The following is a 22,033-nucleotide window of genomic DNA, read 5'->3' as shown; positions in this document are numbered from 1 at the left end:
TAGTAGGCGCGCGTCATGCAATCGCCTTGACGTCTGCTTCCTTTGCGCCGGTCATGATCGCAACCGCCTCCGACATGTGCACGTCGCTCCGGTTGACCAGCGCCGCGCGCCGGCCGAGCCGTTGAATATGAATGCGGTCGGCGACTTCGAACACGTGCGGCATGTTGTGGCTGATGAGAATCACCGGCAGCCCGCGATCGCGCACGCGCCGGATCAGTTCGAGCACCATGTTGCCTTCCTTCACGCCGAGCGCGGCGGTGGGTTCGTCGAGAATCACCACGTGGCGCGCGAAGGCCGCGCTGCGCGCCACCGCGACGCCCTGGCGCTGGCCGCCCGACAGCGTTTCGACCGCCTGGCGCATCGAGCGGATGCCGATCTGCAGGTCCTTCATATGCGCGGTCGCTTCTTCGAGCATGCGGCGCTTGTCGATCATTTTAAAGAGCGAGCCGCGCCAGCCTGGCTTGAGCAGTTCGCGGGCGAGAAACAGGTTTTCGGCGATGCTCATGGCCGGCGCCACCGCGAGTTCCTGGTACACGGTTTCGATGCCTTGTGCGCGCGCATCCAGCGGGCTGCGGAATTTGACCGGCTTGCCATCGAGCAGAATCTCGCCTTCGTCGGGCACGGTCGCGCCGGACAGCGCCTTGATCAACGACGATTTGCCTGCGCCGTTGTCGCCGATCACCGCGAGAATTTCTCCGGGCAGCACTTCGAAATCGCAACCGTCGAGCGCGGTCACGTTGCCATAACGTTTGACGAGTCCGCGTGCCTGCAGAACGGGCATCGTGGGGGAAGCGGAAATAGGTGTCGACATGACGGGCTCCATGCAAGTGCCGTGAGTACTCAACCGCGACGATGAGAGAGTTTGTCCGCAGCCACCGCGAGAATCACCAGCATGCCGGTGATCAACACCTGGTAGACCGAAGAAACGCCGATCAGCGTCAAGCCGTTGCGAAACACGCCGACGATCAGCGCACCGAGCAAGGTGCCGACAATCGAGCCGCGCCCGCCGAACAGGCTCGTGCCGCCGAGCACGACCGCGGTAATACTGTCGAGGTTCTCGGTTTGCCCCGCCTGCGGATCGCCGACGCCGGTGCGCGACACCGACAGCAGCGCGGCAATCCCATAGATCGCGCCGGCCAGCGAGTACACGGTGAGCAGGATTTTCTGCGAAGAGAGACCCATCAAACGCGCGGCCTCGGCGTTGTTGCCGAGCGCATATAAGTGACGCCCAGGCACTGTGTCGCGCAGCACGAACCAGGTGGCGAGATACATCAGCAGCGTGAGGACGGTGCCGTACGTGACGTCCGCCGGGCCGAGCTTGAACGTATTGCCGAAGAACATGATCGCGTCCGGCAGGTTCGACACGCTTTCCGCATTCGAATAGATCTGCGTGAGCGCGAACGCGATGTTCAACGTCCCCAGCGTGACGATGAACGCGGGCAGCTTGATGCGCGTGATCAACACGCCGTTGAGCGCGCCGAACAAGGTGCTCGCGGCGATCCCGCACAGGATCGCGAGAATCGGCGGCACGCCTAGCGTGACAGCGAATTTGGTCATGATGATCGAGCCGAACGCCATCACCATGCCGCACGACAGATCGATGCCGCCAGTCAGCACGATCAGCGTCTGACCGATGGCGATGACCGCGACCACCATGGTCTGTTGCAGGATCAGCGAGAGGTTCTGGAACGACAGGAAGCGGCTACTCTGCGAGATGAAGAAGCCGCACGCCAGCACCAGCGCGATCAGCGGACCGACCTCGGCAAGCGACGGCAGACGATCGGCGAAAGTACGTGAATGGCCGGCGGGCGCGGAAGGAGTCGACATGATGATGTCCTCGATACATGAGCGTGCCATACAGGCCACGCGGTAATTCAGATTGCGGCCCGCCGCGGCGGGCACGTCACACGGTGCGCGTTACTTGTTGCCCCAGCAGTTGTCGAGGCCGAACTTCGTATCCTTGCTGTCGATGCCGGACATCGGCTTGTCGGTGATCAGCGTCACGCCCGTGTCCTGATAGCCGGAGACTTTCTTGCCGGTCTTCGCGTACTCGACCCCGGCGTTCACGCCGAGTGCGGCCATCTTCAGCGGATACTGCTGCGAGGTCGCGGCGATCGAACCGGCCTTCACGTTGCGCACGCCTTCGCATCCACCGTCGATCGAAACGATCATCACGCTCTTGTCCTTGCCCGCCGCCTTGAGCGCGCGATACGCACCCGCCGCGGCCGGTTCGTTGATCGTGTAGACCACGTTGATGTCCGGCGATTTCTGCAGGCAGTTCTCCATCGCCGTCTGGCCCTTCGCCTGATCGCCGCGCGTGTCCTGGCTGCAGACCACCGACGGGTCGCCTTCCTTCACGCCGAAGCCTTCCAGAAAGCCGTTATGACGCAGCACGCCGACCGATACGCCGGGCGCGAGATCGAGCGTGGCGATCTTCGCGGGCTTGCCGTTCAGCGCGGCTTTCGCGTATTTGCCGATCAGCACGCCGGCCTTGAAGTTGTCGGTGGCGAAGAGGGCGTCGGTGGCATCTTGCGGATCGGTCGGCGTGTCGAGTGCGACTACCATCACGCCGGCGGCGCGCGCTTTTCTGATGCTCGGCACGATCGCCTTGGTGTCGCTCGGCGTGATCAGAATCGCTTTCGCGCCGGCCGTCATCATGTTTTCGATTGCGGTGACCTGGCTCGCGTTGTCGCCGTCGAACTTGCCTGCAGCGCTGATCAGCTTCGCGCCGTCTTTCGAGGCGGCCGCTTCGGCACCCTGTTTCATCTTCACGAAGAACGGGTTGGTGTCGGTCTTGGTGATCAGGCCGACGACCGGCTGATCGGCGGCCTGGCTCGCGCTCGCACACCACACCGCCGATGCCGCGACGCACATCGACACGATTTTTCTGGCGACAGGATGCCTGCGGGAATGATGATTCATGGGACGCTCCTCCGGTTGTTGGTGACGACGTTGTGAACTACTGGCTGCCAGCGGCGGGCGCGCAACGCTACGCGCCGGCAACCGGGTTATCGCGTTGATGTGAAGTGGCGGCTTGCTGCGACGCTGCGGCGAAAACGGGTCGCCTAAATCACTTTGGTTGATTTAGTACAGCAGGCTGTGTGACTTGCGTCAAGGCAGGATTTCGACGGGACGTCGACGCACCCGAGCATGCCCGAAGGCGGCGGGCCTTATGGCGAGAGGCTTACGCGCTGTGGTGCGATGCAAGATGAAGGAGCGGGGCTTCGGGAAAGTCCTGGCTCGTTCGACAGGTGTTTGAAGTCTGAACGATGCGATTTTCGCCGGTAAACGGCGTGCGTCGAGTGGGTATTCAGCAAACCCTGAAGTGCGTAGCGAACACGCTGGCGGCCAGGTGATTGCCGTGCTCGAAGGATTCGCCACGTAACGTGCGCGCCGCGCTGTTACGGCTCCATCACCGCGCGCGCGGCGCACCCGTGGAGGCCCGCACGACAAGTTCGGGCGGGGACGAGACCCGCATCGGCACGTCGGCCGCACCGCGCCCTGTCTGACCGTACGACGATTCGATCAGCTCGCGCAGTAGCGACACCGCGAGTCCCGCTACCTCGACCGTAGGGACGGCCACCGTCGTCAACGCAGGCCGCGATTCGCGCGCGAGTTGAATGTCGGTAATGCCGATCACGGACAGGTCGCCGGGGACGTTCAAGCCGAGATCGGCAGCGGCGTGCATCGCACCGAGCGCCGGCAGGTCGTTGGTCGCGAAGATTGCGGTGAGCTTCGGATCGGCTTCGAGCAGTGCGCGCGCCGCGACGTAACCGCCGTGGATCGTATCGGCCGCGTGCCGGACGCGGTTCTTCGGCGCGCCGGCCGCGCGCAGCGCGTCGACGAAACCCTCGTAGCGGGCCGCATGAATGCCCGAAGCCTTGCTGCCGACAATCGCGCCGATCCGCCGATGCCCGAGCTCCAGCAGATGCGCGCCGGCCAGCTCGCCCGCGCGCCGGAAGTCCACCGCGACGCACGGCAGCCCTGGCGGTTCGTGCGGCCGTTCCCACATGCACAGCACCACCGGCGTGCCGCGCGCTTCGGTCGTATGGAGGTCGGCGAAGTCGAGATTCGCGTTCGTCACGAGCACGCCCTCGGAAAGCGTGCCTGCGATCTGGTCGAGATACGCGCGGCCGCTCAACGGATCTTCGTTCGTATTGCAGATGATCACGAAGTGGCCGCTCGTGCGCGCCGCGCGTTCGACGGCGAGCGCGAACTCCGGATAGAACGGATTGGCAATGCTCGACACCATCAGCGCGAGCGTCGGCGCGCGGCCTTCGGCGAGTGCGCGGGCGGCCAGATGCGGACGATAGCCGAGCGCCTCGACGGCATCGAGAACCCGCTGCCGGGTCGTCGCGCCGACGCGGCCGCGATTGCGCAGCACGTTCGATACGGTGGCAGGGGTGACGCCGGCATGACGCGCGACTTCGCTGAGTGTGGGCATGTTGTTTTCAATATTTGGGATGACTGTTCGACATTTGCGTCGCGGCGCGAGGCGCGGCACCATCTGTCGCACAAACAAACGATATCGGAGACAGGCTGGGCCCAACGATCGCAAGCGATCGATTTTTTCGGGTCCGCTGATTAAGCGCTTAATCTCCGACTTCGAGCTGATTAAATCACGGAGTCGATGCAATGGCGAGCATTTCGTTACGAGGCGTGCAAAAGGCGTATGGCGATGGCGCGCCGGTGATCCGCGACGTCGATCTCGAGATCGCGGAGAACGAGTTCTGCGTGTTTCTCGGTCCGTCGGGTTGCGGCAAGTCCACCTTGCTGCGGATGATCGCCGGTCTCGAAGACGTCAGCGACGGCGACCTGTCGATCGGCGGCAAGCTCGTCAACGACGTGCCCGCCGCGCAGCGCGGCGTGGCGATGGTGTTCCAGAGCTACGCGCTGTTTCCGCACATGACGGTGTTCGAGAACATGGCCTTCGGCCTCAAGCTCGCCAAAACCCCGAAGGATGAAATCGATCGCAAGGTGCGGGAAGCCGCGCGCATCCTGCAACTGGAGGCGCTGCTCGAACGGCGGCCCAAGGCGTTGTCGGGCGGACAGCGGCAGCGCGTGGCGATCGGCCGGGCGATCGTACGCGAGCCCGGCGTGTTTCTGTTCGACGAACCGTTGTCCAATCTCGACGCCACGTTGCGCGGGCAGACCCGCGTCGAGATCGCGCGGCTGCACAAGCAGTTCGCCAAGGCGAGCGTGGTCTACGTGACGCACGACCAGATCGAGGCGATGACGCTCGCCGACAAGATCGTGCTGCTGCATGCGGGCAAGGACACCGAGCGTTACGGCAGCATCGCGCAGATCGGCGCGCCGCTCGAGTTGTACCACCGTCCGAAGAGCCGCTTCGTGGCCGGTTTCATCGGCTCGCCGCGGATGAATTTCCTGCCGGGCAAAGTGACGTCGATCGATCCGCAAGGCGTGGCCGTCACGCTCGACCACACCGCTGAAAACTTGCGGGTGCCGGTCAGTGGAGAAGGGCTGCAAAGCGGGCAAACGGTCACGCTCGGCGTGCGTCCCGAGCACCTGGAGTTTGTCGACGCGTCGTCCGCTTCAACCGCCGGTTCCGCCGACGGCGTGCTCGCGCGCACCGTGTCGCTCGTCGAGCAACTCGGCGAACACAGCTACGTTCACCTCGATCAGCCCGGCGGCGCCGTGCTGATCGCCAAAGCGCCGGGCGATACGCGCCTGGTACCCGGGGACGCTGCGCACTTGCGCGTGCCCCGTCTCGCTTGCCATCTGTTTACCGAAGACGGCTTTGCGGCCGCTTCGCTCGAATCCGTCGAACACTACGCATAACGTTAGGGGACATTGGGATGCGCCTTGGAGTCTGTTATTACCCGGAACACTGGCCGGAGTCGATGTGGGAAGACGACGCCCGCCGCATGAAAGCGCTCGGCATCGAGCAGGTGCGGATCGCCGAATTCGCGTGGAGCCGCATGGAGCCGACGCCCGGCGAATACGACTGGGGCTGGCTCGATCGCGCGATCGACGTGCTGGGCGCAGCCGGGCTGAAGGTCGTCATGTGCACGCCGACCGCCACGCCGCCCAAGTGGCTGATCGATCGTTATCCTGACATTCTGCCGGTCGGCGCGGACGGACGGCCGCGCGCATTCGGTTCGCGGCGTCATTACGATTTTTCGTCGCCGTCGTATTTCGAAGCGTCGCAACGCATCTGCACCGCGGTGGCCGAGCGTTACGGCAAGCATCCGGCAGTCGCGTACTGGCAGACCGATAACGAGTTCGGCTGTCATCACACGGTGGTCAGCTATTCGCCCGCGGCAGTGCAGCGCTTCCGTGAATGGCTGAAGTCGCGCTATCGCACGATCCAGGCATTGAACGACGCGTGGGGCACGGTGTTCTGGAGCATGGAGTACCGCAGCTTCGACGAGATCGATGCGCCGGTGGCGACCGTCACCGAAGCGCATCCTTCGCATCGCCTCGATTACCGGCGTTTCGCCTCCGACGAAGTGGCGCGCTACAACCGCATGCAGGTCGAGATCATTCGCACGCATTCGCCGGGCCGCCCGGTTGCGCACAACTTCATGCAGCTCTTCACCGAGTTCGATCACTACAAGGTCGCGGCCGATCTCGATGTCGCGAGCTGGGACAGCTATCCGCTCGGCGCGCTCGAAGAACAATGGTTCGCGCCGGATGTGAAGGCGCGCTGGCTGCGCAGCGGCCATCCCGACTTCGCGTCGTTCAATCACGACGTGTATCGCGGCATGTCGAAGCTGCCGTTCTGGGTGATGGAGCAACAGCCCGGTCCGGTGAACTGGGCGCTGTGGAATCCGGCACCGCTGCCGGGCATGGTGCGCCTGTGGAGTTGGGAGGCGTTCGCGCACGGCGCGGGCTGCGTGTCGTACTTCCGCTGGCGTCAGGCGCCGTTTGCGCAGGAGCAGATGCACGCGGGGCTGAACACGCCGGACAACCGGCTCGACGTCGGCGGCAACGAGGCGGCTCAGGTGGCGGACGAGATTCGCACGGTGCTCGCCGCGAATGCCGACGCCAACGCGGCGATCCGTTCGAAGGTCGCGCTCGTCTACGACTACGAGGCGAAGTGGCTGTTCGAGATTCATCCGCAAGGGGCGGACTTTCACTATCCGCGCTTCGCATTCGAGTATTACTCGGCGTTGCGTGCGCTCGGTCTCGATGTCGATGTCGTGCCGGTGAACGCGCCGCTCGATGGCTACAGTCTGATCGTCGTGCCGCCGCTGCCGGTCGTGCCGGACGATTTCGCGGCGCGCCTCGCCAGTTCGGGCGCGCAGGTGGTGCTCGGTCCGCGTACCGGTTCGAAGACGCCCGATTTGCGGATTCCGGCGAATCTTCCGCCGGGTTCGCTGGCCTCGGTGCTGCCGGGGCGTGTGTGGCGTGTCGAGTCGATGCGGCCGAACGTGACCGAAGGCGTGCGTCTCGCGGACAGCAAGAATGCGGGCAATGACGACGGTTATGCACGTCACTGGCGCGATTTCATCGATAGCGATGCGGCAGCCGCGCTCGACGTGCGCGCCCGTTTCGTGGATGGCCATCCCGCGTATGTGCGCAGCGGCTCGTTCCACTACTTCGCGAGTCTGTTCGACGACGCGCTCACGGTGCAATTGTTCGAGCGGATCGCGCGGGAGGCGGGTGTCGCGACCATGCAGCTCGGTGAGAGCGTACGCCTCAGCCGGCGCGGCGCGTTGACGTATGCGTTCAACTACGGCGACGCCACTCACGTGCTCGGCGACGTGGCCGACGACGCTTTCGTGATCGGTTCGCGCACGCTCGCGCCGCAAGGTGTGGCAGTCTACCGGTCGCGCTGATGCGCTGAAGCAGGAGCTTGAAGAGGATTCCACGCAGTAACAAACAACGACGCTAAATCAAGGCATAAAGGAGACAGGCAGCATGAAACTGAAACCACGCAAGATTCTGTTGGCATTCGCGTTGGCTGCGGCGGCAGCGGGGGCATCGGTCGTCAGCACGGCTTCGCAGGCCGGTACGCTCGCGGTCAATATCGCGTACAAGGGCGCAAGCCAGCGCGCGGTGTGGCAGTCGGTGATCGACGAGTTCAAGAAGACGCATCCCGGGGTCGACGTGAAGGTGTCGTTCATCGATGAAGAAGCGTACAAGGTGCAGTTGCCCGGCTGGCTCTCCACCGTCGCGCCCGATATCGTCAACTGGCATGACGGCGAACGGATGGCGTATTACGCGCAGCGCGGCCTGTTCGAAGATCTGAGCGGCGACTGGGCGAAGAACGGCTGGAACGACATGTATGCGTCGACCAGGGAAGCGTCGTCGTATAAGGGCAAGCAGTACGCCGCGCCGACGGTGTACTACTCCTGGGGCATGTTCTATCGCAAGGACCTGCTGGACAAAGCCGGCGTGAAGGGCGAGCCGAAAACGTGGGATGAGTTTCTCGACGCCGCGAAGAAGCTGAAGGCCGCCGGCATTACGCCGATCGCCGTGGCGGGGCGCGACGCGTGGACGCTCGCCGGCTGGTTCGACTATCTCGACCTGCGCCTGAACGGCAATGCGTTCCATCAGAAGCTCATGGCCGGCGAGATTCCGTACACCGATCCGCGCGTGAAGAAGGTTTATACGACGTGGAAGCAATTGCTCGACGCCGGCTATTTCATCGACAATTCGCTCTCCTATGATCTGGACTCGGTGCAGCCGTTCCTGTTCCAGGGCAAGGCCGCGATGATGCTGATGGGCACCTTCATCACCGCCGGTTTCCCGGCGAACGTGAAGCCGCAAATGGGTTACTTCCAGTTTCCGGTGATCGACCCGAAGGTGCCGACTGCCGAAGATGGTCCGGTCGAATCGCTGCATATCCCGTCGAAAGCGAAGAACAAGGCGGACGCGCACGCGTTCCTCGCCTTCGTCGAAACGCCTCAGATCGGCGCGCAACTGGCGACCGGACTCGGCTCGCTGTCGGCGAACAGCAAGTCGCCTGAACCTGAAGACCCGATCTCGAAGATCGGCTTCCAGATTCTCGCGAATACGAAGGGCGGCATTGCGCAGTTCTACGATCGCGATATGACCAAGGAAATGGCCGACGAAGGGATGAAGGGGATGCAGCAGTTCGTCTCCGATCCTACCAAGCTCGACGACGTGCTTGCGCAACTCGAGCAGACGCGCAAGCGGATCTATAAGAAGTGAGCGGGGCGGCCGTGAGGCCGCTTTTCCGTTGTATTTGACCGCGTTGCATGGACCAGAGTAGGCGCTAAAGCGCCAACTCTGGTCGACCGCGTTGCATGGGACCAGAGTAAGCGCTGAAGCGCCAACTCTGGTCGACCGCGTTGCATGGGACCAGAGTAAGCGCTAAAGCGCCAACTCTGGTCGACCGCGTTGCATGGGACCAGAGTAAGCGCTGAAGCGCTAACTCTGGTCGACCGCGTTGCATGGGACCAGAGTAAGCGCTGAAGCGCTAACTCTGGTCGACAGGAGAAAAGATCGTGTCGCAATCCGTGAGCCGTCACACCGTCGGCGGCCCTGTTGAACCTGGAGTGCCGGGAGCGCCTGCGCCGGGCGGCGCCGTGCGTGGCGGGCCATCGGCTGCGCCGCGCCGCCGCCGTCCCACGCCGACCGCGCGCCGGCAGCGGCGTGCCGCGTTCCTGTTTCTCGCGCCGGCCTGCGTGATGGTGGCGATCTATGTCGTCTGGCCGATCCTGTCGACCATCCGGCTAAGCTTCTTCAACTGGGACGGCATGACGGAGCCGTCGTTCATCGGCCTCGCGAACTACGTGGAGTTGTTCCAGACGCAGACGTTCTACACCGCGCTGAAGAACAACCTCATCTGGCTGGTGCTGTTTCTGCTCGCTCCGCCGATGGGCCTCGCAGTCGCGTTGTATCTGAACCAGGCGGTGGCCGGCATCCGCGTCGTCAAGTCGCTGTTCTTCGCGCCATTCGTATTGTCGGGCGTGGTGGTCGGTTTGATCTTCTCGTGGTTCTACGACCCGACCTTCGGCCTGCTCGCGCTGATGCTCGGCCATGGCGTGCCGGTGCTCGGCGATCCACGCTATGCAACATTCGGGATCGTGTTCGCGGCGCTGTGGCCGCAAACCGCCTATTGCATGATTCTTTATCTGACCGGGCTTACGTCGCTGAACGCCGAACAGATCGAAGCCGCACGCATGGAAGGCGCGCATGGCTGGTCGATGCTGTGGCACGTGATCCTGCCGCAATTGCGGCCGACCACGTTCATGGCGATCGTCGTCACGATCATCGGCGCGTTGCGCAGTTTCGATCTGATCTCGGTGATGACGGGCGGCGGACCGTTCGAAAGCTCGACCGTGCTCGCTTATTACATGTACGACCAGGCGATCAAGTACTACCGTATCGGCTATTCGGCGGCAGTGGCCGTCGTGCTGTTCGGCATCATGCTGGTGTACATCATTTATCACTTGCGGCGGATGCTGCGCGCCGAGCAATAAAGGAACCGATCATGTTTCCGATCCCGATCGACAAATGGAAGCCGCTCACGCGCCGCGCGTACAAACTGACGTTGCCCGTCGCCTTGCTGATCTGGCTGCTGCCGATGATCGCGGTGCTCGTCACCTCGGTGCGTTCGACGGAAGAACTGAGCGAGGGCAACTACTGGGGATGGCCAAAGCACTTCGCGATGTTCGACAATTATCGCGAGGCGTTGACCACATCGCCGATGCTGCACTACTTCTGGAACAGCGTGCTGATTACGCTGCCCGCGGTGGTCGGCTCGATTGCACTGGCCGCGATGGCTGGCTTCGCGTTGGCGATCTACCGCTTTCGCGGCAACTCGACATTGTTCGCCACCTTCGTCGCGGGGAATTTCGTGCCGGTGCAGGTGTTGATGATTCCGGTGCGCGACCTGTCGTTGCAACTCGGGCTGTTCAATACCGTGAGCGCACTGATTCTGTTCCACGTGTCGTTTCAGACCGGCTTTTGCGCGCTGTTTTTGCGCAACTTCATCAAGCAGTTGCCGTTCGAACTGGTCGAGGCGGCGCGGATCGAAGGGGCGAACGAGTGGACGGTGTTCTTCAGAATCGTGCTGCCGCTGATTCGTCCGGCGCTCGCAGCATTGGCGATTCTCGTGTTTACGTTCGTGTGGAACGACTATTTCTGGGCGCTGTGTCTGACGCAAGGCGATGATGCCGCGCCGATCACGGTGGGCGTCGCCGCGTTGAAGGGACAGTGGACGACGGCATGGAATCTCGTTTCGGCGGGGTCGATTCTGGCCGCGTTGCCGTCGGTGGCGATGTTCTTTGCAATGCAGAAGCACTTCGTCGCCGGCCTCACGTTTGGGGCGACGAAGGGGTGAGGGCGGGTTGCTTGATGCTTGATGCCGCAGAAGGGTTGCCCGCGAAAGCGGGCTTTTTTTGGGGCTTGCTATTCGGACCGAGGGTTGCTCACGGTCGGTACATCACGGCGCGCAGCGCTGCGTGGGCGCTATCGAGCGGTTGCCGGCCCTGGCTCGCGAACTTCACGGCTGGCGCCATCCATGGATGAGCAAACGCGACAACGCTTGCGCCCGCCTCATACGCGTCGTCCGCCGACGCCGCGACAGCGGCGAGGCATTCGTCCATGTCACCACCTTTGAACAGTGCCCAGACTTGCGGCACATGAATGACTTTCACGGACGCATCGGTTCTGCTCGCGTGTTGCGCGAAGAGTCGCCGCGTGGGCTCGATCGCGGATTCGGCGGCACACAACACGGCGATAGATCCGCCGACTTCCGCTGCTGCGGCGGCCAATGCGGCATCCGCTCTCACGATGGGCACGGTCGAGCTTTCCATCTCCGCGACGGCGGGCCCGAGCGTAGCACAAGTCACAATGACGGCGTCGGAATCGGCCGCCAATTGCTGAAGACAAAGGCTTGTCTGTGTCAGCAAGTCGGCGGTGAATTCCCCCGCGTGCTCAACGGCCTCACGGAGATCCGGTCTCACTTCATGGCGAAGTTCTTCGCTTCGCAGACCAATACGATTGGCCGCGTGTTCGAATACCTGGCGATTTCCGCCGATCGTGTGCAAAAAAGAAATGCGCACGGGTTTCTCCTCTCGGTGAAGTTGTCTGAGCCGGATTCATCCGCCTCGAGGCGGATTCGGCGCGTCGTGCGTCGGCAGCCGGGTCGGTTGCTGTACCGGCATTGTTGCGATGTCACGCTCGGCTAACAAGACAACTTGTGCTACTGGTATGACTGATACCTCTTTTGGGGAATGAATTGATGCCGACCGTGTATCGAGTTGCAGGAACCGGTGTTCCGGTTCAGACGCCGGCCTTTGGAGGAAGGCCGGCGCGTTCCCGCGCTCGATGCCGCGTTTAGCTCGCGTCAGCGTACTTCAACGTCCAGCTCAACGTGCGATTACCACCGCCCGTCAGTGCAAACGGATTCGTTGTACAAGCGAAGTTCGAATGCAATTGACCGATCGGCGTGGTCGACAGCGGATTGGTGGCCCCGGCCGCCATCGAAAAGTCAGACAGCGCGCAACTGTCGAAACCCGTGGTGCCGTAGTTGGTCGCAGCGCTGTTTGCATAGTTGACCGAGAAGGCACCGCTCGGGGAGGTGTTCTGGAAGTCCGCGAAAGACGTGAAATCCGTCTCGACCGACAGATTGCCGGTCAGCGTTGCCGAACTCAGCGTATCGGTTCGCGTCATTTCGCCGTGACTGAACGTCAACACCGTATGAACCTGGAGATCGAGATCCGACGCATAGGTCGCGTTCTTCGCCGCCTGCCGGAATTTGGCGGTGTCGAAAGAAACCACGACCTGGCCATTGTTTTCCTGAACATTCAGGTTCTTGTAATAGGTGACCGGGATATAGGTCTTGCCGTTATAAGAAACCTGAGGGATCAGCAAGGCGTAGCTGAGGTCCGTCGTGCCGTAGATCAGCTTGTCGGAGAACGGCGTTGGGTAGTAAGGCGTGAACGAGTTGTAGTCGGGCGCCTGGCTCAGGTTCAGGTTGATGACACGCTTGCCGTCTCGCACGGTGATGAGCGCGGCACTATAAGGATGCGCGGTATCGGTCGGCTGGTTGTACCAGGTGAGCGTGTAATGCGGCTTCGCATCGAGCCAGGCTTTCAGGTCTGCATCGGCCATGGGCGCTTTGCCGTTGAAGCCCAACTTGTCCCACCAGGCATTCACGTACATGAACTGATGCAGCAGGCTGAAGTTTTCACCCATCACCCGAGGCTTGCCGCGATACGTATCGGTCCCGCGGCCTTTGACCCACATGTTCACGGAAGGCGTCGGCAAGGTCGGGTCGTACCAGAACGTTTCGTAGCGATAGGCCGCCTTATAGATGAACGAATAGGCGACCTGCATTTCCTGCTGGGTCAATACACCCGCATTGGCGGCCGCGGTCAGCACTTCCATGAACGCCGTATCGCCGTACGGGCCGATGGAGCGCCCATAGTTGAAGCCCTGGCCGTCGGCGTTGAACTGCGGGAGAATCAGGTCGACCGATTTGCGCAGATACGATTTCAGCTCCGGCGTCAGGTTGGCCTCATTGCCCATTTCGAGCGTCCGCTCGGTGACTTCGCCGATCAGCAGCGTGCTGTACCGGTCGAAACGCGCCTGATCGTAATAGGTCGTATGGGTGTTCGACGCTTCGTCCGAGAAGCCGCCGGAGGAATCGTTTCTGATGTGCCTGGTCAGCGTGTAGAGCAGCGCATCACGCGCGCCCATGGTTGCCACCGTCGCATCCGAAGTGGAAGAGAAGGTCGGATTGCTCCAGCCGAGTTTCTGCCTGAGCCCCGCAATGCCGTAAGAGACGGCGTAATAGTTCTGAGCGGTATTGAGCGAGGCGACGTCGATCGACGTACCGGCGGCGGGGCAGGTATTCGTCTTGCCGCTTGCATCCGCACCGAACATGTCGCAGAAGGTCAGGCGGCTTTGCAGTGTGGCCAGCATCGCGTCGCTGAAGACTTCATTCAGCATGCCGTGCGCTTTGAAATTGTTGAGCGCAACGAGGTAGTAGTACTCGCCCCAGGACGTGTTCGCGTACATGTAATTGGCGCCGTTCGTCTGCGTCATCATGGCGGTCGTTATTTTCTGATACGTCGCCAGATAATCCGCGTAGGCCGGATCGCCCTTCGATTTCATGTCGATCAATATCCACGACAGACCAAGCGCGAGTTTGCCGGGCAGGAATTTATCGCCCGTGTTGGTATCCAGCACGTGGACTGGACTGCCGTCGCCAAGATCCATGACGACTTGCGTGAAATCGGGTGCCTTCTTGATGAGATCGAATAACGCTCTCATCTGTCCCATCATCGTAATGGGGATGCCCGCGTCGGCCTGGACGCTCGTGTCGGGCGCGCCGTAGACGATCCCGTGCAGCGAAATAGCGCCGCCTTTGGATGGGTCGGGTGTGGAGACCGGTGGCGTGACGGGCGGGGTGTTCGGTGAACCGTTCGAGTCGTCATGGGTGCCGCCGCATGCGCTGAATAAAAGAGCCGTGGCGGTACTCAGCGCGAACGCAAATGAGGTTTTTCTCAGTGAAAGCATTTTTGTCTCCAGATTTTAATTTGATTTGATGCCTGAATTGATGCTTTTTATACTCGGTTGTCTGTTTTCAAACCTCCTTTAATCAATTGAATCTGCAATTCTGTTCAATAAGCTCGTCAAGGCAAATTCGCGTGCATCGTTCGGCCCGTGAAAAGCCTTTGGTGCTGTCGTACTTCTTTAATCATCAGTTGTCAGACGACATGAGCTGCTCGTACGCTTTCGTCGCGCATGGGTGGATGCATGCTTAGCCATGCGCGCCATCATCGGCTCGCAGCCTTAATTCGGATGATGTCTCCTAAGGCGCCATCGCTGCGGCGCACCATAACGGTCCTCTCTCCGCCGCTGAAATATTTCGTAAGTCATAGGAGATCATATCTCAACAAAGTTGGCAAGTCGGATGAAATTTGTTGAGCCGAGGGACGGCGCCATGCGTTGACTCGCAAAGTGGGGAGGCGTGAATACAATCCGAGGCTATTGATCAAATTTTCGATTTCGGACGTTAATGAACTCCCAGTGGACCAATAGAGAATTGAATTGGAAATGCATATGAACTTGCAAGGATCTCTCTCTCGATTGATTTGAAGTGAAGGATGATGCGCTCGATAGCGGATGGATAAGAGCAACGAAGTTCTCGCCCGGCGGCGGGCCACGCGTCGCATCTACGCTCCCGCATCGGTGCATATTTGCAGTTGAGTCCGACGGGATGGTGTGAAACGTTTGCGCGGCTCGAACCGAACCAGCCCAGAGCCGAAGAAAACGCGCCTGCTGATCAAAGCTGCACGCCAACGGATTTGACGTGCGACACCGCGCTAGAAGCCGCCTTGCGGATTTAACGAGGATTCCCTGGCATCGACCTCCATCCGCAGCGCGATTTCAGGTTCAGCATGGGTCGCCTGCAACGACACCGCGTTGAGCCGACACCGCTGCGCAAGCCTCTATCAGCTAAGATACGGCCCGCCATGTATTTTTTAGAACAGAAGGAGTGTTGTCAGTGATTCAACCGAGCAGCGTATTCAAGGAAAACCTCGCACAGATGCCGGCGATCGACGGTATCGCGCGTATCGATCTGGTCGACGGCAAGGGCATCGTGGTCGCGAGCATCGAGAACAAGCCGGGCAAACAGGGCTCGCTCGCGCTGTACAACTATCTGCGCGAGACGTTCGGGACGCTGGACGTCAAAGCGGCCGAGGCAGGCCTCGCGCTGTTCGCCGAACACACGGCCGACGCGCGTAACCGTCCCGGTGCGCACCCGAACGTCGACCTGCTGCTCGCGATCGTGTCGGGCGGCGAGGCGTTGCGTATCGAAGTCGTCGCTGCGGGTTGAGGCGAGACGTCGTGGATCGGGCAGGTTGCCTCGATTGACGCTGAGGCCACTTGCCCTAGGCGCCACTGCCGGCGCGCAGCGCGATGTACGCCGTTTGACGTTGGCGTGGTCCTCAAGCCTCGACCATCGCGCGAGCTTTTCGCCAACAAACGAAAATAGCGCGCGAGAGGCACACAGTGTGCGGCACCTAGCTACGTTTGCCCGCTGTCTTGCCTCGCTGCGCCGCACGAGCGGCGCGAAGCTCGGCCGAATCGAGAAAGAAGTTTTTGTTATCCGCCATCCGTTCAACCATGAAGTCGATAAAAGTCTTCACGCGCAACGGCTGTTCGGTTCTATGCCCGTAGTAGATATAAACGGTGCCGTACTCGGTGATGTGCGGCGTCAACAATGCAACGAGCCGGCCGGTTCTGATATGCGGGACCGCGTTGAAGCTGCCCAGCTGGCCGATGCCCAGACCCGATAGCACCGCCTGCGTTTCCATTTCCGTGTCGTTCGCGCAAATGGCAGGCGGCACGTCGCGATTGACGATCTCGCCGTTAATGTGGAACTGCCACGATGCGAGCTTGCCCGTGTTGGCGCGCCGATAGCCGGTGCAACGGTGCTGGTTGAGTTCGTCGATAGTTTGCGGCGCACCATGGCGCTCGATGTATTCCGGCGATGCGCAGACGATCAGCTGAATCGGCACAAGCGCGCGAGCAATCGAGCCGCCCGACGGCGGCGGCCCGCCGCGAAATCCCACATCGGCACGCTCGGTCACGAGGTCGGTGAAGTGATCGTCCAGTTGCACGTCGAGCTGTACGTTCGGATATAGCCGCTGGAACTGCTCGAAGTACGGCCACAGAACCGGCAGCCCGAGTGCTCGCGGCGCGCTCACGCGCAGCAGACCGCCCACCTCTTCCTTCGAGCGCCGGGCCTCGTTCAGCGCGGACGAAAAAATGGCAAGCGCCGGCTTCACGCTGTCGAACAGCCGCTGGCCTTCTTCGGTCAGGCTGAGCTTGCGCGTGGTCCGGTGAAAGAGCCGCACGCCCAGTTCCTTCTCGAGTTGCATGACCGCATGGCTCGCCGCCTGGGGCGAGATGCCCTGATCGACTGCCGCGCGCCGCAGGCTTCCCAGCGTCGCGGCGCGCACGAACGTGGTGATCGCACGAATTTCGTTCATCGGCCGCGCCTCGGATTAGCAAATAAAAGTTGATTATCAGTCTAGCAATGAGTGGCTAGTTTGTGTCAGTCGGCGCTCCTACCATGGCATCACTTTTACACCACTCGTAGGAGAAACATCATGGCTGACCTTCATCAAAGCGGTTTCAAGCGCGTCTGGTTCATCACTGGCGCATCGCGTGGCATCGGCGCGCTGATCGCCGAAGCCGCGCTCGCGGACGGCAACGCGGTCGTGGCGGCGGGGCGCAATGTGGCGGCCATCGTCGAGCGGCTGGGAAACTCCGCCGCTTTGCTGCCGGTTGCGCTGGACGTGACCGACGAGGAGCAGGCGAAGGCCGCAGTGAGCGCCGCCGTGGAGAAATTCGGCCGCATCGACGTGCTCGTCAACAACGCGGGCTTCGGCCTGCTCGGTGCGGTGGAAGAGTCCGCCGACCGCGACGTGCGCCGCATGTACGACACGAACGTGTTCGGCCTGCTGAACGTCACGCGTGCGGTGTTGCCGGTGATGCGCGCGAACCGCTCGGGCCATGTGATCAACATTTCGTCGATCGGCGGCTATCGCGGCGCGGCGGGGTTCGGCGTGTATTCGTCGACGAAATTCGCCGTCGAGGGCATCACCGAGGCGCTGCATGACGAGTTGAAGCAGCTCGGCATTCACGCGACGGTCGTCGAGCCGGGCTATTTCCGCACGGACTTCCTGGACGCGTCGTCGCTGATGGTCGCGCCGGATGTGATCGCCGACTACGACGCTTCGTCGGGCGAGGTTCGCCGCAAAGCGAGGCAGATGAATCACAATCAGCCCGGCGACCCGAAGAAACTGGCGCACGCGCTCGTCGTGCTGGCCGACGCGCCGAATCCGCCGCTGCGTCTGCCGCTCGGAACCGACACGCTGGCCGCCATCGCCAGGAAAAACGCCTACGTGGAGCAGGAAACGCAGACCTGGAGAGCGCTGTCGGCCTCGACGGATTTCCCTGCGTGAGAAGCTTGGGGCGTTGCAAGCGAAAGCGGGCCGTCAACTGGCGGCCCGCACCTATTCTTCAGCGGAATACCGCGTTTTTCGAAGGCCTCGGATTGGCTTCACAAACGGCTTCTATTCGACAGATTGAAAACTGCGGGTCCGGCACAAACTAGCGTCGTGCCATTCGCGCCAGGAGCCTGCGATGTCTTCCCGCCACGACAAAGATCACCCGTTCGAAGCCGGTTTGCCGGAACAGGCCATGCCCGAACCGAACACCGCGCCGCTGGGTCGGGACGCTGCAATGCACGAGTTGCAACGCGCTTCGGAAACCGTGTTGCGCCTTGCCACGCAGACTCACACCGCTGTCGCCCGTAGCGACGTGGCGGGCGCGGACATCGCGCGCACGTCGCTGGAACGGCAACTCACACTGACCACGCGCATGATCGACGAACTTCTGTTCGGCGGTAGCGACGCTCAGCCTACGACGCACTGAGCGGCCGGCACCCGCGACGATATCAATCCCAGTCTCGATTTTCTGAAAACTGAAATGAGCGCTTTAACGGTACTTCTTTGCATCTGGGCCACGGTCGCTTTCTGCGCGATCCTTTTTATCCGTGGCGCCAGCGCGCGCGTCGAGCGTCCGGCGAAAACGCCGCCATTGCGTGCGTCGCGCTATTCGATCGCGGAGTAACGGCGGCCCATGCTGCCGCCGCGGCGCAAGCAGGCGAGGTAACATGAAGTGCGCCAGCGCCCATGCTGGATTGCACTGACGGTACCTTCAGCGGAGGTTTTCGCATGGACACGCATTCGATTCTGGGCATGATGCACGCCGAAGAGGCTTTGCTGGTTTCGGTCGTGCGGTCGTTGCCGGCGGACATCAAACGCAAGATCGCCAATGATTTCCACGAACAGGTTCAACTCGCGGAAACGTCGCATCTGAACCCGACCACCGATCGAGAAGCGAGCGACGCATTCAAGGCCCATCTCAGACGGTTGTCGAACATGCTGGCTTCGTTGTCTTGAGCGAAGAGGGCGGGACGGAATTCTCAATGCGGTGCGTCGCCGGATCAAGCCGGGCAATTCGACTCACGCATTCATTGGAAGCATCGAGCCGCAGCCAGACAGCCGCTCGTCCCCCCGTGTTCCGATTTGCCCCCCAAAAAAGCCGATAAAACGGGCTCCCTCCGCCATTCGCGCTATCTCCGCTGACATGCGGCAGTGCTTACCGAAAGCGCGCAGTCGCAAGCTGCCAGGCCCCGTTTATTGGGGGCAGCTTAAGCCTCGCTTAAGAAAGCGTCCCTAGGCTTGCCACCAACCTTATGCAGCGCCTCATGCAGTGACCAGCGGCGCTGATCAATAAACCCACCAGCATGTGCGTGTCGTCGGCGCACCGCCGGTCGACCGCTTTTAGTCAATGCCCCTATCTGTAGCTCGTGTCCTGCCCGGACGGGCCGGCAAAATCATCGTTGTCTGTGCGATCAGCTCCGTGTGCGCGGCCTACCTGGTGAGCCATGATCGCGCGACTCGCACCGAGGACCCCGACGTGTCTCTGGTGAGCAAAGACTCGGCGAAACCCGCCGCCACTTCACCTGCCGCGCCGGACTCAACCAGCATCCCCGAGACGAAGCCTCCCGTTTTCACCGTCAAGCACGCATCGATCGAACACAGCTTCGCTGCCGCCGCGAAAGCCATGGGTGTCGACGCAGCCACCACGGCGATTCTGGCGCGCGCATTCCGCGGTGAACTCAATTTTTCGCGCGATCTGCGATCCGGCGACAGCGTGAGCGCAGTGTTCGACGACAGCGGCGACAGCGCTGCGGAGAGTGAGCCGCTCGCGGTTAGAGTCGTTCGTGGCGGGACGACGCACGACCTGTTCCTGCACAAGGATCTTCAGGGCAAGCCTTTCTATTATTCGAAAGACGGCGCGAGCACCAGGCCTTCGTTCGAGCGCTATCCGCTGGAATTCACGCGGGTGTCGTCGGGCTTTTCGTTGCATCGACTCGATCCGGTGCTGCATCGCTGGCAAAGTCATGACGGTGTCGATCTCGCCGCACCCGCCGGCACGCCCGTTCATGCAACGGCGCGTGGTGTGGTCCGCTTCATCGGCCGGCAGACCGGTTACGGGAAGGTGGTCGTCATTCAGAATCCGCCGCCATACTCGACGACGTTTGCCCATCTGTCGCGCTTTGCGAAGGGCTTGCGTCGCGGCAGCCGGGTCAGTCGCGATCAGGTGATCGGCTATGTCGGCGAAACGGGCTGGGCGACCGGTCCGCATCTGCACTATGAAGTCCACGTGGACAACGTGCCGCACGATCCGCTGACCGTCGAGTTGCCGCAGAAGACGCCGCTTCACGCCGACGAGATGCCGCAGTTCAAGGCACGCGTCGCGGAATTGACGGCACTCCTGTGAGCCGATGCGGGCCGCGATGACGCAACGCGTTCGCGGCCCGTCGCGTCATGGTGAGCGCGAAAATCCTTCGAGCGGACGGTGCCTGCGTCTCAGCTTTGCGACATCTCGGTCCGCTCTGGGAAACGCTATTTTGTTCACACAAACAACGGTATATCTGACCGAAGCGTTCGGCAAAGCATTGTCAGCCGGTACGGCTACGGGTTTTCCATCGGCCGGTAAAGCGCGCGGCCCGCTTCGCACGGAAGCGCTGCCACGCTAACGGGTCGCGTCTCAATTCCGAGTCATTACGTGCCGCGAAGCACGTGTCAAAGCAGAAGCCGAATTGAAAACTGCGCACACGATGTTGTCCAGCAAGGCTTTGAGATCTCATGGCATAGCTGTTGCAATAAGCGAATCACAAAGCAAAACACGCTGCAGCCGGAGATACAAAGCAGGTACCACGCAGTGAACAAATTCCGGCAGCAGCAAATGTCTTCGTGGATCGCGTTCGGGGAGATCGACGCATCTCACGGGGTGCGGCGGGGCCAACAAAAATACGGATGTCGATAAAACAACGACACGGGTGACCGATACGAAATATATCGACCACCCGTGATCGTGACGACGTGTGACGCGGGGGCCTCGCCACTTTTTTTCTGTCCAGTTCGTGCGACATGACGCTTCACATTCATATCACCAAAGCTCACGCGAACCGAACGCTTGCGTACCACCCGGCAGACTGCGAAGATCGCAGAAAGCGCCTGTCATCTCTGGCGTTGCGTCGACCCACGCCGACCAGCTGCCCGGCAAGGTGCCTTTGATAGACCCTGGTCACCGGGGAATCCCATGTTTGCGTCAAGCCCGTTTTCCGGCCTGTTGCACCACGCGAGCCTCTGGCTGCAAGCGTACGCGCTCGTGCTGGCCATGATGGGCGTGGGTGCGTTGCTGGAGCGTCGCTGGCCCGCCACGCTGCTGCAATCGCGCTCGGGGCAGCGTTTGAACATGGCCTATGCGGGTTTGTATCTGGCGCTCGTGGAGGCGGTGAAGCCGTTGACTGCGGCGGCGAGCGTCGCAATCGTGAACGCGCTCGGCGGCGGCATGGTCGTGCTGGTGTCGCGGGGGTGGGGTGCGCTGGCGTCGTTCGTGATCGTGCTGCTGACCATCGACCTGCTCGAATACGCGTTCCATCGCCTGCAGCACACGTGGCCGATGCTGTGGAAGCTGCATTCGCTGCACCATAGCGCCGTCGATTTCAACGTCACGGTGACCCTGCGCCATCACTGGTCCGACGCGCTGATCAAGGGGTGTCTGCTGTATCCGCTGGTCGGCGTGCTGTTCAGGGTCGAGCCGTGGATCGTCGGGGCGACTTCCGTCGTGTTCATGTCCGGCAATTATTTTGCGCATCTGAATCTGCGCGTGGACCTTGGCCGATACGTCACGTGGATCAACAATCCGCAATATCACCGCTTGCATCACTCGACCCGCGCCGAGCATTTCGATCACAACTTCACGCAACTGCTGCCGCTCTGGGACCACCTGTTCGGCACGCTGTGGGTGCCGGCGAAACACGAGTGGCCCGCCACTGGTCTCGACGACGGCACGCAGCCGCACTCGCTGCTCGGCGCGATCAGCTGGCCGCTGGGCGTGCAGGTCGGGCGCGCCGTTGCGCTCGGCCGCGAGCCGATCGCGCTGCTGGACAAGGAAACGAAGTGACGTTGCCGAGCGGGCGCAGACCGGGCCG

At 61.8% G+C, this 22,033-nt stretch carries 18 protein-coding genes; 11 read left to right on the top strand and 7 right to left on the bottom strand.

Features of this window, described 5'->3' with window-relative positions; all coding sequences use genetic code 11:
* Nucleotides 1-13 precede the first annotated feature (13 nt).
* From ACZ9H4_RS00550 to ACZ9H4_RS00535, 4 genes are all read right to left on the bottom strand, one after another.
* The gene (locus tag ACZ9H4_RS00550) at nucleotides 14-811 is read right to left on the bottom strand and encodes an ATP-binding cassette domain-containing protein (protein ID WP_408138899.1); all 798 of its coding nucleotides are present in this window, start codon (nucleotides 809-811) and stop codon (nucleotides 14-16) included.
* A 29-nt stretch (nucleotides 812-840) separates the two neighbouring features.
* On the bottom strand, nucleotides 841-1,827 hold the full coding sequence (locus tag ACZ9H4_RS00545; protein WP_408138897.1) for an ABC transporter permease: 987 nt from the start codon (nucleotides 1,825-1,827) through the stop codon (nucleotides 841-843).
* A 90-nt stretch (nucleotides 1,828-1,917) separates the two neighbouring features.
* The gene (locus ACZ9H4_RS00540) at nucleotides 1,918-2,922 is read right to left on the bottom strand and encodes a sugar ABC transporter substrate-binding protein (protein WP_408152040.1); all 1,005 of its coding nucleotides are present in this window, start codon (nucleotides 2,920-2,922) and stop codon (nucleotides 1,918-1,920) included.
* 490 nt (nucleotides 2,923-3,412) lie between these two features.
* Complete coding sequence (locus tag ACZ9H4_RS00535) at nucleotides 3,413-4,444, bottom strand: LacI family DNA-binding transcriptional regulator (protein ID WP_408138893.1); 1,032 nt, start codon at nucleotides 4,442-4,444, stop codon at nucleotides 3,413-3,415.
* 191 nt (nucleotides 4,445-4,635) lie between these two features.
* On the opposite strand from ACZ9H4_RS00535, the gene ACZ9H4_RS00530 reads away from it, so the two are divergent.
* From ACZ9H4_RS00530 to ACZ9H4_RS00510, 5 genes are all read left to right on the top strand, one after another.
* On the top strand, nucleotides 4,636-5,799 hold the full coding sequence (locus ACZ9H4_RS00530) for an ABC transporter ATP-binding protein (RefSeq protein ID WP_476118006.1): 1,164 nt from the start codon (nucleotides 4,636-4,638) through the stop codon (nucleotides 5,797-5,799).
* A gap of 17 nt (nucleotides 5,800-5,816) precedes the next feature.
* Nucleotides 5,817-7,802 (top strand): beta-galactosidase, encoded by a 1,986-nt coding sequence (locus ACZ9H4_RS00525; protein ID WP_476118005.1) that lies wholly within the window; start codon nucleotides 5,817-5,819, stop codon nucleotides 7,800-7,802.
* An 82-nt stretch (nucleotides 7,803-7,884) separates the two neighbouring features.
* Nucleotides 7,885-9,141 carry an ABC transporter substrate-binding protein gene (locus tag ACZ9H4_RS00520; RefSeq protein WP_408138887.1) on the top strand — a complete coding sequence of 419 codons (1,257 nt, stop codon included), beginning with the start codon at nucleotides 7,885-7,887 and terminating at the stop codon, nucleotides 9,139-9,141.
* A 296-nt stretch (nucleotides 9,142-9,437) separates the two neighbouring features.
* Entirely contained in the window at nucleotides 9,438-10,415 is a 978-nt protein-coding gene (locus ACZ9H4_RS00515) for a carbohydrate ABC transporter permease (protein ID WP_476118004.1), read from the top strand.
* Nucleotides 10,416-10,426: 11 nt separating this feature from the next.
* Nucleotides 10,427-11,278 (top strand): carbohydrate ABC transporter permease, encoded by an 852-nt coding sequence (locus ACZ9H4_RS00510; RefSeq protein ID WP_408138883.1) that lies wholly within the window; start codon nucleotides 10,427-10,429, stop codon nucleotides 11,276-11,278.
* Between the two features lie 88 nt (nucleotides 11,279-11,366).
* Here the strand turns inward: ACZ9H4_RS00510 and ACZ9H4_RS00505 are convergent, their stop codons facing one another.
* Nucleotides 11,367-11,987 (bottom strand): arylsulfatase, encoded by a 621-nt coding sequence (locus ACZ9H4_RS00505; RefSeq protein ID WP_476118003.1) that lies wholly within the window; start codon nucleotides 11,985-11,987, stop codon nucleotides 11,367-11,369.
* A 289-nt stretch (nucleotides 11,988-12,276) separates the two neighbouring features.
* Nucleotides 12,277-14,463, bottom strand: a complete 2,187-nt coding sequence (locus tag ACZ9H4_RS00500) for a hypothetical protein (protein WP_476118002.1) — start codon at nucleotides 14,461-14,463, stop codon at nucleotides 12,277-12,279.
* Between the two features lie 991 nt (nucleotides 14,464-15,454).
* Here ACZ9H4_RS00500 and ACZ9H4_RS00495 point away from each other — a divergent pair.
* Entirely contained in the window at nucleotides 15,455-15,787 is a 333-nt protein-coding gene (locus tag ACZ9H4_RS00495; protein ID WP_408138876.1) for a DUF2322 family protein, read from the top strand.
* 187 nt (nucleotides 15,788-15,974) lie between these two features.
* On the opposite strand, the gene ACZ9H4_RS00490 is transcribed toward ACZ9H4_RS00495, so the two are convergent.
* Entirely contained in the window at nucleotides 15,975-16,946 is a 972-nt protein-coding gene (locus ACZ9H4_RS00490; RefSeq protein ID WP_408152047.1) for a LysR family transcriptional regulator, read from the bottom strand.
* Nucleotides 16,947-17,066: 120 nt separating this feature from the next.
* Here ACZ9H4_RS00490 and ACZ9H4_RS00485 point away from each other — a divergent pair, with 120 nt between their 5' ends.
* The 5 genes from ACZ9H4_RS00485 to ACZ9H4_RS00465 all read left to right on the top strand — a co-directional run bounded on the left by ACZ9H4_RS00485 (nucleotide 17,067) and on the right by ACZ9H4_RS00465 (nucleotide 22,005).
* Nucleotides 17,067-17,924 carry an oxidoreductase gene (locus ACZ9H4_RS00485; RefSeq protein ID WP_476118001.1) on the top strand — a complete coding sequence of 286 codons (858 nt, stop codon included), beginning with the start codon at nucleotides 17,067-17,069 and terminating at the stop codon, nucleotides 17,922-17,924.
* A gap of 181 nt (nucleotides 17,925-18,105) precedes the next feature.
* Nucleotides 18,106-18,396 carry a hypothetical protein gene (locus ACZ9H4_RS00480; RefSeq protein ID WP_476118000.1) on the top strand — a complete coding sequence of 97 codons (291 nt, stop codon included), beginning with the start codon at nucleotides 18,106-18,108 and terminating at the stop codon, nucleotides 18,394-18,396.
* 302 nt (nucleotides 18,397-18,698) lie between these two features.
* Nucleotides 18,699-18,926 (top strand): hypothetical protein, encoded by a 228-nt coding sequence (locus ACZ9H4_RS00475; protein ID WP_121323227.1) that lies wholly within the window; start codon nucleotides 18,699-18,701, stop codon nucleotides 18,924-18,926.
* 520 nt (nucleotides 18,927-19,446) lie between these two features.
* Nucleotides 19,447-20,313, top strand: a complete 867-nt coding sequence (locus tag ACZ9H4_RS00470; RefSeq protein ID WP_408323436.1) for a M23 family metallopeptidase — start codon at nucleotides 19,447-19,449, stop codon at nucleotides 20,311-20,313.
* Nucleotides 20,314-21,138: 825 nt separating this feature from the next.
* Nucleotides 21,139-22,005 (top strand): sterol desaturase family protein, encoded by an 867-nt coding sequence (locus tag ACZ9H4_RS00465; protein ID WP_408152050.1) that lies wholly within the window; start codon nucleotides 21,139-21,141, stop codon nucleotides 22,003-22,005.
* Nucleotides 22,006-22,033 lie beyond the last annotated feature (28 nt).

The organism is Paraburkholderia sp. TE9906 (assembly GCF_056279605.1).
The sequence above is the reverse complement of the archived record's forward strand: the minus strand, read 5'-3'. Positions and strand labels throughout refer to the sequence as shown.